Source organism: Lelliottia sp. F153, from assembly GCF_002870005.1.
Lineage (GTDB): Bacteria > Pseudomonadota > Gammaproteobacteria > Enterobacterales > Enterobacteriaceae > Enterobacter > Enterobacter nimipressuralis.
On record NZ_PKFT01000009.1, the window covers coordinates 167,638 to 179,368 of the forward strand.

Consider the following 11,731-nt stretch of genomic DNA (forward strand, 5'->3'; position numbering starts at 1 on the left):
GTAGTTACTCAATGGAATAACGAGTTGAGAAAGCTAATATCAAAAAGTGCTTAACCTGCGAAATAACGGGCATTTAAGAGCAAATGAAATTGTGTAAGCGCCGTCACAGTTTCATACTAGGCAGGTTAAAATTTTGTTCGATTTTTTAAGGACTCACTATGTTTTGCGCAATGCGCCACCGTATCGCTGCCCTGGCGATCGGCGTTTGCTGTATCCTCCCGGCTCAGGCAACCACTCAACCTTTGGGTGAAATCGCATCCACTCAGGCGCGCCATATTGCCACGGTATTTCCAGGACGAATGACAGGCACGCCTGCAGAGATGCTGTCGGCAGACTATCTGCGCCAGCAGTTTGCACAGATGGGCTACCAGAACGACATTCGGGCCTTCCACAGCCGCTACATTTTTACGTCGCGCAATAACAGCAAAAACTGGCACAACGTGACCGGCAGTACGGTTATCGCGGCCCACGAAGGCAAATCGGCGCAGCAAATTATTATTATGGCGCATCTCGATACCTTCGCCCCCCAGAGCGATGCGGACATTGATAATAATCTCGGCGGCCTGACCCTTCAGGGTATCGACGATAATGCGGCAGGCCTTGGCGTGATGCTGGAGCTGGCCGAACGGATGAAAGATGTTCCGACCCAGTACGGGATTCGCTTTGTCGCCACCAGCGGCGAAGAGGAAGGCAAACTCGGGGCGGAGAACCTGCTCAACCGCATGAGCGCGGCGGAAAAGAAAAATACCCTGCTGGTGATCAATCTCGATAACCTGATCGTCGGCGATAAGCTCTATTTCAACAGCGGCAAAAGCACCCCCAACTCTGTACGCAAACTGACGCGCGACCGCGCGCTGGCCATTGCCCGCAGCCACGGTATTCTGGCGGCAGTCAATCCTGGGCGTAATCCGGCTTACCCCAAAGGCACCGGCTGCTGTAGCGACGGCGAAGTGTTTGATAAAGCGGGCATTCCCGTGCTGTACGTCGAGGCGACGAACTGGAACTTAGGGGACAAAAACGGATATCAGCAGCGCGCTAAATCGAAAGCCTTCCCGGATGGCACCAGCTGGCACGATGTGAGACTGGATAACCAGCAGCACATTGATAAAGTGCTGCCTCAACGCATTGAGCACCGCAGCCGTGACGTGGTGAAAGTGATGCTGCCGCTGGTGAAAGAGTTGACGAAAGCGGGTAAAGCGTAAACGGAAAGGTGAGAATGGGGGAAGAGGTCATGTACTGCCCCCTAATCTGGACAGAATAGCCGAGGCACTAAAGAAAGAGTCCATGTGGTGTACGGGCTCTTTTCGTTTCATGCCTGTCTAAAAAATCAATTCTGCAACCGTATCCTCCATTCCGCTGGTTGCTGACTTTTCTGCCTCAGCAATAACTTTGTTGGATTAACACCCTTCATACACTCTCCCGAGGATGTTATGTCTGAAAAGATTCATTTACCGCTGCTGGACGATCACAAGCCGTTACGATGAGGAGAAATAGTTGCAGGCGCTCGAAGCACGAAAACCGCCCCTATTTAAGCCATAAAACGTGTCGAATGTTTCAGGGCGTGCAGCGGACGTTGTCGGTAGATTGGTACAATAAATAGTGGGAGGCTTTTTAGTAATAATGCCAAATATTATCTGAAGTGAACGGGTACATTTAAAAGCAGTATAAATAGCAGTATCACTTTATTAAGCCCATTAATGTTAAATCAGAAGTCTGTAGTATCTTAAAAGCCCTGTCTGTAATGGTCAGGGCTTTTAAGATGACTGCCCTTTTGAATTGTAAATTTCCCCAACAGATTACTGACAAAAATAATCTTGCTTATCAAGTCATATGAGCCCACTATGCGTCATCGGTTTGGCATACAGACCTTATGAAAGCAGTTTTAGTAAAGCAGTCCTCATTTCAAGCGTGTTCCTTAGATACTCTTCTGCATGAGCCTTCTCCTAAGTGCCCAATAAGTCCTCATCTGCAAGCAGGCCATGTTTGCCACCACGTGTGGCTCAAGAAAATTTAAGGAAGTAAATATGTCTAATAAAATGACTGGTTTAGTAAAATGGTTTAACTCTGAAAAAGGCTTCGGCTTCATTTCGCCAGAAGACGGTAGCAAAGATGTATTCGTACATTTTTCTGCTATCCAGAGCAACGATTACAAAACACTAGATGAAGGGCAGAAGGTTGAGTTCTCAATTGAGAATGGTGCCAAAGGCCCTGCAGCTGCCAACGTTATCACGCTGTAATAGCTGATAATGACACGAATACTTACGACAGCGATGATGGCATCAGCCTGAGCAGATAAGTGAACGTGATAAAAAACCCGCCTTGAGCGGGTTTTTTTATGTTTCAGGCATAAGGGGGCGGCGGTAAAAGTGGGCTATGAGAGTGCGTCCCAGTTTAGCCGCGAGTACAGCAGGGAGTTTGGTGAGTCGCCGCAACGTGATATCAGACGCCTGCGGGGAGAAATAAGTCAGTAACAATCCCCCTCAGCAGCTATTTATAAGGATTCTGACGTCTCCTCTGCACGCAGTCATCCTTTACGGAATGCGTCTCGCAATAAAAAAAGCCCCTGCTCGTGACAAGCAGAGGCATATGACAGCGGACCGGTGAATCAGCCTTCGTGCAACCCGCACTCACGCTTAAGCCCAAAGAATCGTGTCTCTTCTTCCGCCATTCCAGGTTCCCATTTGCGGGTGGTGTGGGTGTCGCCCACCGACAGGTAGCCCTGATCCCACAAGGGATGGTATTTCAGCCCGTGCTGCTGCAGATACTGATAAACGGTGCGGTTATCCCAGTCGATAATCGGCAGGACTTTAAATACGCCACGCTGGATCCCAAGTACCGGCAGACTGGCCCGGCTGCCGGACTGTTCGCGGCGCAGGCCGGCAAACCAGGTTTTCGCATTCAGCTCGCTGAGCGCCCGATTCATCGGCTCGACTTTGTTGATCTCATTGTATTTCTCAATGCCCTCAACACCCTGCTCCCACAGTTTGCCGTAGCGCGCTTCCTGCCACGCTGCGCTCTGCTCCGCGCGATAGACCTTAAGATTCAGCTGGAGCTTATCCGTCAGCTCATCAATAAACTGATAGGTTTCCGGAAACAGATAGCCGGTATCGGTGAGGATCACCGGAATGTCCGGGCGGATCTGATTCACAAGATGCAAACTCACCGCCGCCTGAATGCCAAAGCTCGACGAGAGCACATAGTCGCCCGGCAAATTTTCCAGCGCCCACGCGACGCGGCCCTGCGCATCGCGTTTTTCAAGCATGGCGTTCGTTTCCGCCAGCGCCAGGATACGTTCCACTTTGGGCAGATCGTTTAGGGCGTTTAGATCGAGTCTGGACATAAGTTCCTCACTGTTTGCCTTGCCTCATGGCGCTTCGCTTATCAGGCGCGCGCCACCGGGCGATCAGGATTACTCCCAGAAATCTCGCGCTGGATCGAGCACCGGGCGAATAATGCCCGCGCGTACGGTAAAGTCGCCGAAGCCTTCACCCGCTTCGCGCTCTTTCGCCCAGCGTCCGACCAGTTCATCGATGGAATCGAGAATTTCCGGCTCGGTAATGTTTTCGCGATACATACGCGGAATGCGCGTCCCGCTGCGGTTCCCGCCAAGATGGACGTTGTAGCGGCCCGGCGCTTTACCTACCAGCCCCAGCTCTGCCAGCATCGCGCGGCCACAGCCGTTCGGGCAGCCCGTCACTCGCATCACAATGTGTTCGTCGCCGATGCCGTGTTTCTCCAGCACCGCTTCCACTTTGTCGGTGAAAGAGGGCAGGAAGCGTTCGGCCTCAGCCATCGCCAGCGGACAGGTCGGGAAGGAGACGCAGGCCATTGAGTTTTCACGCTGCGGTTTAACCGCATCCATCAACGTATGCTCGCGCGCCAGCTTCTCTATCTTCGCTTTCTGACTTTCCGGCACGCCGGCAATGATCAGGTTCTGGTTCGCGGTGATGCGGAACTCGCCTTTATGGATCTTAGCAATTTCCAGCAAACCGGTTTTCAGCGGACGGCCTGGATAATCCAGAATACGGCCATTCTCGATAAACAGCGTCAGGTGCCATTTATTGTCGATGCCTTTTACCCAGCCGATGCGATCGCCGCGACCGGTGAACTCATACGGGCGGATTGGCTCAAATTTGATCCCTGCGCGACGCTCCACTTCCGCTTTAAACGTCTCAACGCCGACGCGCTCAAGGGTGTATTTGGTCTTCGCGTTTTTACGATCCGTACGGTTACCCCAGTCGCGCTGGGTCGTGACTACCGCTTCCGCCACCGCCAGGGTGTGCTCCAGCGGCAGATAACCAAACTCGCTCGCCGTGCGGGCGTAGGTTTTCTTGTTGCCGTGCTCAATCGACAGACCACCGCCCACCAGCAGGTTAAAGCCCACCAGTTTTCCGTTCTCGGCAATCGCCACGAAGTTCATGTCGTTGGCGTGAAGATCGATATCGTTCTGCGGCGGGATCACCACGGTCGTTTTGAATTTACGTGGCAGATAGGTCTGGCCAAGGATCGGCTCCTCGTCGGTGGTCGCGACCTTTTCCTGATCGAGCCAGATCTCCGCATAGGCACGGGTGCGCGGCAGCAGATGCTCTGAGATCTTTTTCGCCCATTCGTAAGCTTCCGCATGCAGCTCAGACTCGAACGGGTTCGAGGTGCAAAGCACGTTACGGTTCATGTCGTTGGCGGTCGCCAGCGCATCCAGGCCCACGGAGTGCAGCATCTGGTGAACCGGCTTCACGTTCTTCTTCAGAATGCCGTGAAACTGGAAGGTCTGACGGTTGGTCAGACGAATGCTGCCGTAAATCGTGTTGTCATGGGCGAACTTATCAATGGCCTGCCACTGCCTGGTGGTGATGACCCCCCCCGGCAGGCGACAGCGCAGAAGCATCGCATGACGCGGCTCCAGCTTTTGCTCAGCACGTTCGGCGCGGATATCGCGGTCGTCCTGCTGGTACATGCCGTGGAAGCGGATCAGCAGGAAGTTGTCGCCGTTGAAACCGCCGGTCAGACCGTCATTTAAATCTTCGGCAATGGTGCCGCGCAGGTAGTTGCTCTCTACCTTCATGCGCTCGGCGTCCGTCAGTTTGCCTTCGACCACCAGTGGGCCAGGGTGTTTTTCGCTCATTAGTAGACATCTCGCTGATAACGGCGCTCTACGCGCAGCTCACTTAAAAATTCGTCCGCCGTTTCGGCATCCATACCACCGAATTCGGCAATCACTTCCAGCAAAGCCTGCTCGACGTCTTTCGCCATGCGATTTGCGTCGCCACAGACATAAAGATGGGCACCGTCATTGATCCAGCGCCACAGCTCTGCGCCCTGTTCGCGCAGTTTGTCTTGTACGTATATTTTTTGTTGCTGGTCACGGGACCAGGCCAGATCGATGCGGTTCAGCACGCCCTCTTTGACGTAACGTTGCCACTCAACCTGGTAAAGGAAATCTTCGGTAAAGTGCGGGTTGCCGAAGAACAGCCAGTTTTTGCCCGGCGCTTCATCTGCCGCGCGCTGCTGAAGGAAGGCGCGGAACGGGGCGATGCCGGTGCCAGGACCAATCATGATCACCGGCGTTTCCGGGTTGGCCGGGAGGCGGAAGTTGTCGTTGTGCTCGATGAACACCCGCACTTCGCCCTCTTCTTCCACACGATCGGCGAGGAAACTGGATGCCCCACCCGCACGGGCGCGGCCTTCGATTTCATAACGTACCGCGCCGACGGTGATGTGCACTTCGCTTTCCACTTCGGCCTGTGACGAGGCGATCGAGTAGAGGCGCGGCGTCAGCGGACGCAGCAGGCCGATGAGCGCCTCTGCATCCAGCTGCGCGGGCGCGAAACGCACCATATCCACAATCGGCGTGGTCGCGGCGTACTGCTGCAGTTTGGCTTTATCGCCCACTAATGGCAGCAGGGTTTCGCTGCGCGTCAGCGTGGCGTAGTTCTCAACGATATTGGCGGTATTGACCGTAAGTTCAAAGTGCCACTGCAGCGCCTCGGAGAGCGGCAGGGATTTGCCGTCCACGGTGACAGTTTCAGTGCCTTTCAGCCACAGCAGCTCCACCAGCTCTTTGACCAGCTGCGGATCGTTCTGATACCAGACGCCGAGCGCATCGCCGGGCTGGTAGCGTAAACCGGAATCACCCAGATCGATTTCGATGTGGCGCACGTCTTTTTCGGAGTCGCGGCCGGTGATTTTCTGGTTAACAGACAGGCTCGCCGTCAGCGGTTCTTCTTTGGTGTAAGGGCTGGTCAGTACCTGGTTCACCGCACCCGATGCCGTTGCAACGGCCTGCGCTGGGGAGTCTTTCGGCACGCGAGCTTTCAGCACTTCCACAATGCGTGCGCGCCATTCAGCGGCGGCAGGCTGGTATTCAACGTCAGCGTCGACGCGATCCAGCAGGCGCTCAGCGCCCAGTTCCGCGAGCTTATTGTCAAAATCTTTGCCGGACTGGCAGAAGAATTCGTACGAGGTATCGCCAAGGCCAAAGACGGCAAACGCGGTGCCATCGAGTTTTGGCGCTTTTTTCGAGAACAGGAATTTATGCAGCGCGACCGCTTCTTCGGCCGGTTCGCCTTCGCCCTGCGTGGAGGCAACCACAACCAACAGTTTTTCTGACGCGATTTGTTTGAATTTATAATCCCCGGCGTTGACCAGGTTCACGTTCAGTTGGGCGGCCAGCAGATCGTCGCGCAGTGCTTCCGCCACGCGCCGGGCGTTGCCGGTCTGCGAGGCAGAGATAAGTGTTATCGCCGGGATTTCAACGGCGGCAGGCGCTGCGGTGACAACAGCCCCAGGTTGTTGATTGAGCATCCCCCAGAAATAGCCGGAGACCCAGGCAAGCTGAACAGGTGAAAAATCGGTGGTGGCCGCCTGGAGGCGCGCCAGTTGCTCCTGGTTCAGGGGAAGCAAATTCGAAGGTGGGGCCTGTGTTGTCATGCGTTGTTATGTTCCAGTAGCAAAGCGGAATTTATGCAAAAAGACCAAACTAGAGATAAGGTTAACGGCGGGGATAATAACAATTAAAGAAGGGATGGAAATAATAAATAACCAAAAGAACTAACCGCTTTTAGTCATGGTTCTTAACATTAAAACCGATAAAGCAAGCCACTGAATTTCTTAAATTTAATGAGTATAAGCGATGAGAAAATCTCTCATCCGGGACAAGGGCCGTTTTAGTTAATGCTAAAAAAGGGTCTTTCCGGTACTATGCGGCGGTTTTTTCCGCATTCGTATTACTGAGAGCACATGATGTCCACCACACTGTTTAAAGATTTCATCTTCGAAGCCGCCCATCGCCTGCCGCACGTTCCTGAGGGACATAAATGCGGTCGTCTGCACGGACACTCGTTCATGGTGCGTCTTGAAATTACCGGTGAAGTCGATCCGCATACTGGCTGGATCATGGACTTTTCCGAGCTGAAAGCCGCCTTCAAGCCGACCTACGATCGTCTGGATCACTACTACCTGAACGAAATTCCGGGGCTTGAAAATCCAACCAGCGAAGTGCTGGCGAAATGGATCTGGGATCAGATGAAGCCGCTTGTCCCCCTGCTAAGCTCGGTGATGATCAAAGAGACCTGTACAGCGGGCTGCGTTTATCGCGGCGAATAAGACAAAAAAGCCCGGATATCCGGGCTTTTTTATATCAGGCAATATTCAGATACTTATGCGTTTGCATCGACAAACGCCAGTTACGCGCGATACAGGTTTCGATGCATAGCCGGGTGGCGTCCTCTTTCTGACTGATTGGCTGCAGGGCGATAATGCGCTGTTTTTCATCCGTCAGCGTCGCCAGCAGTTCATCCAGCGCTTCAATGTCACGCACGCGCCCTACCGGGTGTTTAATCTCATCCGCGCGCTCCAGCGCCTGAGAGAGCACGTCATATCCGCCACGCATATTCACTTTTGGCGATACGGTCACCCAGGTCGAGTGCGAGCATCTGACTTCATGGGTACCGCTGGTTTCGATCTGGCAGCTGTAGCCGTTCTTCTCCAGCAGCTCCGTGAGCGGCATTAAATCGTGGATGCAGGGTTCACCACCGGTAATCACGATGTGGCGCGCAGTCCAGCCCTGACGGCCAATGATCGCCAGCAGATCTTCGGCACTCCCGGCACCCCATTTATCGCTCTCTTTGGTTTTTGCCAGAATACTAAACAGCGACACTTCCCGATCTGCGAGTTTATCCCACGTATGTTTGGTATCACACCAGGCACAGCCGACCGGGCATCCCTGTAAACGAATAAAAATAGCAGGAACGCCGGTGAAGTAACCCTCGCCTTGCAGGGTCTGGAACATCTCGTTAATCGGGTACTGCATAGTCATCTCAGTTAAGGGGATAAACGTTAAGTATCGCAGATCCCCGCCTAAGTATCATGCCCGATCGGTGCTTTACGCCTCAATCGCCGCCACAAAGCGCGCCGTAATCTGCTGAGGACGGGTGATTGCACCACCTACCACCACGGTATGCGCGCCCAGGGCCAGGCATCGTGCGGCCCGTTCTGGCGTGTCGACATTCCCTTCGGCCACCACCGGCACCGTCACTGCCGCAAGGACGTCGCGTAAAAAGGCGCAGTCATTATCCGGCAGAGACTGACCTGCCGTCTGCGCCGTGTAGCCGTGAAGGGTGGTGCCCACGCAGTCGAAGCCCAAATCCTGCGCCGTTTTGGCCTCGGCAACGGTGGCGATATCCGCCATCAGCAGCAGAGAGGGATAACGCGCACGAATCTGTGCGACGAGATCGGCCAGCGTCTCTCCGTTCGGACGCGGGCGCGCGGTGGCGTCGAGGGCGATAATTTCCGGTGTCACCGTCATCAGTTCGTCGATCTCTTTCATGGTGGCGGTGATAAATACTTCGCTGTCCGGATAATCACGCTTAATGATGCCTATCACCGGTAAAGAGACGCTCGCCTGGATAGCCGCGATATCCACCACGCTGTTGGCGCGAATAGCGACTGCCCCTCCCTGCGCCGCCGCCAGCGCCATGCGAGACATGATAAACGGGCTGTGCAGCGGTTCATTTTCCAGTGCCTGACAGGAGACGATCAATTTGCCTTTCAATACATCCAGTATCGTTTTCATTACGCTAAACTCTCTTCGACTTCGTTTTTAATGATGGTAACGTGCGGACCGTAAATCACCTGAACGCCGTTCCCGCGCACAATCACCCCGCGCGCGCCGGTCGCTTTTAGCGCCGCTTCGTTGACCTTGCCGCCGTCCTTCACGGTGACGCGCAGACGCGTGGCGCAGCAATCCACCTCTTCCAGATTTTCCCGACCGCCTAATCCTGCAATCACCGCCGCTGCGCGTTCGCTTTGTGGAAGCGCACTCTCAACCACGGCCTCTTTCTCACGGCCCGGCGTGGCGAACCGGAAACGGTTAATCAGATACCGGAAGGTGAAGTAGTAGAGGAAGAACCACGGAACGCCGACCAGCGGGACGTACATCCAGTGGGTTTTGGCTTCGCCCTGCAGAACGCCAAACAGGATGAAATCGATAAAACCGCCCGAGAAGGTCTGCCCGATGGTGATGTGCAGAATATGGGCGATCATGAACGCCAGCCCATCAAAGAACGCATGGATGACGTATAACACCGGCGCGACAAACAGGAATGAGAACTCAATCGGCTCGGTGATCCCGGTCAGGAAGGAGGTCAACGCCGCCGAGAGCAGCAGCCCGGCCACGCGCTTTTTGTTCTCCGGTTTAGCCGTGTGGTACATCGCCAGACAGGCGCCCAGCAGGCCGAACATCATGGTGATAAAGCGCCCGGACATGAAGCGCGAGGTGCCGATATAAAACTGCTGGGTATTCGGATCGGCGAGCTGCGCAAAGAAGATGCGCTGCGTGCCTTCCACCAGCTGGCCATTGACGATTTCGCTCCCGCCCAGTGCGGTTGTCCAGAACGGCAGATAGAAGATATGGTGCAGACCAAAAGGGCCGAGCATGCGCAGGATAAAACCGTACAAAAACGTGCCGAGATAACCCGTCGCGTCCACCAGCCCGCCCAGTCCAAATATCATTTTCTGGAAATGAGGCCACACAACCGTCATCAGCGCGCCAACCACAATCGCCGCCAGCGAACTAATAATCGGCACAAAGCGGGAGCCGCCGAAGAAGCCGAGGAACTGCGGCAGAGCGATTTTATTAAAGCGATGGTGTAGCGTGCAGGTCACCAGGCCAATCACCACGCCGCCAAAGACGCCGGTTTCCAGCGTCTGGATCCCGAGCGTCATTCCCTGCCCCACCGCGCCGGGATTTTCATGGGCCAGTGTGCCGGTGAGGATCAGCAGCGCATTGATGGTGGCATTCATCACCAGGAATGCGAGGAGCGCCGCAAGCCCGGCGGTGCCTTTATCCGTTTTCGCCAGCCCGACCGCAACACCCACCGCAAACAGCACCGAGAGGTTGGCAAAGACAATCGATCCGGCGCTACTCATGATGGTAAAGATGGCCTGAAGCCAGCCGACATCCAGGAACGGATATGCCGTCAGCGTATTGGGGTTGGACAACGCCCCGCCAATTCCCAGCAGCAAGCCCGCCGCGGGCAATACCGCTATCGGCAGCATGAACGATTTACCGAACCGCTGCGCCTTTTCAAACCACGCCCCTGAAGAGGCACCACTAAACATCTGCATCATATTTTCACTTCCCCCGAGTAATGATGAAAATTTTTACCACATAAATTATATAAACCGAAAATTATCACCAAAGATCGGGAAGCGGATCATACTTTTTTAAAATGACTGGCATCTCTCCCCCGCTTTCCGCCACACTAGCCGCAGAGAAACGCATTAAGGATCTTGCATGTCAGAAAATGAAAATCTGCTGCTGAGGCTGCGCCAGAGCGTCTCGGGATACAGCCCCACTCAGCAAAAACTGGGAGAGTTCGTCTTAAACGATCCCGCGAAAGTGCTTTATCTGACGATCACCGAACTGGCGCGCGAAAGTGAAACCAGTGAGGCGAGCGTGACGCGCTTATGCCGCGCGCTGGGCTGTAAGGGATATACGGAATTCAAAATGGCGCTGGCGCTGGATGTACAGCGGATCCAGGCACCTGCCAGAAAAGGCGATGAGATCGACGAGGTGGTGGAAGAGTCGGTGCAGGCGCTGCGCGATACCGCCCAGTTGCTCGACAGAGAGGTGCTACTGAAGGCGGCGCAGGCGCTGCATCAGTCGCGGTCAGTCTACATTTATGGCGTCGCGGCCAGCGCCATCATCGGAGATTATCTGCACTACAAATTATTGCGGCTGGGGAAATCGGCGCAACTGTTCAGCGATATGCATCGGGCATCAATGAACGCGACGACGCTCACTCAGGACGATCTGGTGGTGGCGATTTCAAGTTCTGGTTCGACGCGTGACTTACTGCATGTGGTGAAGCTGGCGCGTAAGCGTGGAGCTAAAGTGCTGGCGCTGAGCAACACGCCGCGCAGCCCGCTGGCATCGATAAGCGAAATGCTGCTGGTGGCAGCGAAACCGGAAGGGCCGCTGAGTGCCGGGGCGTTAAATGCCAAAGTGGGTGTGATGCTGCTGGTGGAACTGCTGGCAACCAGTCTGATTACCCTCGACGATCACTATGGCGATGTCAGTCAGCAGACGGCCAGTGCCACCCTCCCCTTACTGCTGTAAATCAGACGTAAAAAACCACCTGCATAGCAGGTGGCATTGATAACGCCCCATAGGGGCGTACTAAGTCCAGACTCTGAGAGCCTTCCCTTCACACCTCTTTTAGTGGAAGCTGGC

General features: G+C 54.7%; 10 protein-coding genes and 1 pseudogene. 5 read left to right on the plus strand and 6 right to left on the minus strand.

Annotated elements, in window-relative coordinates; genetic code table 11:
* The first annotated feature begins 158 nt into the window (after positions 1-158).
* The 3 genes and pseudogenes from F153LOC_RS18305 to F153LOC_RS18315 form a co-directional block, all read left to right on the plus strand.
* Positions 159-1,202, plus strand: coding sequence for an aminopeptidase (locus tag F153LOC_RS18305; protein WP_100779130.1), 1,044 nt, complete (start codon positions 159-161; stop codon positions 1,200-1,202).
* Between the two features lie 822 nt (positions 1,203-2,024).
* Positions 2,025-2,237 carry a cold shock protein CspG gene (gene cspG, locus F153LOC_RS18310; protein ID WP_100779129.1) on the plus strand — a complete coding sequence of 71 codons (213 nt, stop codon included), beginning with the start codon at positions 2,025-2,027 and terminating at the stop codon, positions 2,235-2,237.
* A 117-nt stretch (positions 2,238-2,354) separates the two neighbouring features.
* Positions 2,355-2,471, plus strand: a pseudogene (locus tag F153LOC_RS18315) (AraC family transcriptional regulator); the annotation flags it as partial.
* 134 nt (positions 2,472-2,605) lie between these two features.
* On the opposite strand, the gene cysH reads toward F153LOC_RS18315, so the two are convergent.
* The 3 genes from cysH to cysJ all read right to left on the minus strand — a co-directional run bounded on the left by cysH (position 2,606) and on the right by cysJ (position 6,927).
* Complete coding sequence (gene cysH, locus F153LOC_RS18320; protein WP_100779128.1) at positions 2,606-3,340, minus strand: phosphoadenosine phosphosulfate reductase; 735 nt, start codon at positions 3,338-3,340, stop codon at positions 2,606-2,608.
* Positions 3,341-3,409: 69 nt separating this feature from the next.
* A complete protein-coding gene (cysI, locus tag F153LOC_RS18330) occupies positions 3,410-5,122 on the minus strand; it encodes an assimilatory sulfite reductase (NADPH) hemoprotein subunit (RefSeq protein WP_100779127.1) in 1,713 nt (570 codons plus the stop codon).
* A complete protein-coding gene (cysJ, locus tag F153LOC_RS18335) occupies positions 5,122-6,927 on the minus strand; it encodes an NADPH-dependent assimilatory sulfite reductase flavoprotein subunit (protein ID WP_102105450.1) in 1,806 nt (601 codons plus the stop codon). The genes cysI and cysJ overlap by 1 nt, the downstream gene beginning before the upstream one ends.
* A 309-nt stretch (positions 6,928-7,236) precedes the next feature.
* Between cysJ and queD the strand changes: the two genes are divergently transcribed.
* A complete protein-coding gene (gene queD, locus F153LOC_RS18340; protein ID WP_199174677.1) occupies positions 7,237-7,602 on the plus strand; it encodes a 6-carboxytetrahydropterin synthase QueD in 366 nt (121 codons plus the stop codon).
* A gap of 34 nt (positions 7,603-7,636) precedes the next feature.
* On the opposite strand, the gene queE is transcribed toward queD, so the two are convergent.
* From queE to F153LOC_RS18355, 3 genes are all read right to left on the minus strand, one after another.
* Positions 7,637-8,308, minus strand: a complete 672-nt coding sequence (gene queE, locus F153LOC_RS18345) for a 7-carboxy-7-deazaguanine synthase QueE (protein ID WP_102105451.1) — start codon at positions 8,306-8,308, stop codon at positions 7,637-7,639.
* 72 nt (positions 8,309-8,380) lie between these two features.
* Positions 8,381-9,070: an N-acetylmannosamine-6-phosphate 2-epimerase gene (locus tag F153LOC_RS18350; RefSeq protein WP_102105452.1), complete on the minus strand. Its 690-nt coding sequence runs from the start codon at positions 9,068-9,070 to the stop codon at positions 8,381-8,383.
* Positions 9,070-10,626 carry a PTS transporter subunit EIIC gene (locus F153LOC_RS18355; protein ID WP_102105453.1) on the minus strand — a complete coding sequence of 519 codons (1,557 nt, stop codon included), beginning with the start codon at positions 10,624-10,626 and terminating at the stop codon, positions 9,070-9,072. Before F153LOC_RS18355 ends, F153LOC_RS18350 begins: the two co-directional genes overlap by 1 nt.
* Before the next feature lie 166 nt (positions 10,627-10,792).
* Between F153LOC_RS18355 and F153LOC_RS18360 the strand changes: the two genes are divergently transcribed.
* Entirely contained in the window at positions 10,793-11,617 is an 825-nt protein-coding gene (locus tag F153LOC_RS18360; RefSeq protein WP_102105454.1) for a MurR/RpiR family transcriptional regulator, read from the plus strand.
* Positions 11,618-11,731 lie beyond the last annotated feature (114 nt).

Bases quoted from the DNA above. Each gene is read 5' to 3' on its own strand.
- queE (WP_102105451.1), bottom strand. From the start codon at position 8,308: ATGCAGTACCCGATTAACGAGATGTTCCAGACCCTGCAAGGCGAGGGT.
- cspG (WP_100779129.1), top strand. From the start codon at position 2,025: ATGTCTAATAAAATGACTGGTTTAGTAAAATGGTTTAACTCTGAAAAA.
- cysJ (WP_102105450.1), bottom strand. From the start codon at position 6,927: ATGACAACACAGGCCCCACCTTCGAATTTGCTTCCCCTGAACCAGGAG.
- F153LOC_RS18350 (WP_102105452.1), bottom strand. From the start codon at position 9,070: ATGAAAACGATACTGGATGTATTGAAAGGCAAATTGATCGTCTCCTGT.
- F153LOC_RS18305 (WP_100779130.1), top strand. From the start codon at position 159: ATGTTTTGCGCAATGCGCCACCGTATCGCTGCCCTGGCGATCGGCGTT.
- cysI (WP_100779127.1), bottom strand. From the start codon at position 5,122: ATGAGCGAAAAACACCCTGGCCCACTGGTGGTCGAAGGCAAACTGACG.
- cysH (WP_100779128.1), bottom strand. From the start codon at position 3,340: ATGTCCAGACTCGATCTAAACGCCCTAAACGATCTGCCCAAAGTGGAA.
- F153LOC_RS18355 (WP_102105453.1), bottom strand. From the start codon at position 10,626: ATGATGCAGATGTTTAGTGGTGCCTCTTCAGGGGCGTGGTTTGAAAAG.
- F153LOC_RS18360 (WP_102105454.1), top strand. From the start codon at position 10,793: ATGTCAGAAAATGAAAATCTGCTGCTGAGGCTGCGCCAGAGCGTCTCG.
- queD (WP_199174677.1), top strand. From the start codon at position 7,237: ATGATGTCCACCACACTGTTTAAAGATTTCATCTTCGAAGCCGCCCAT.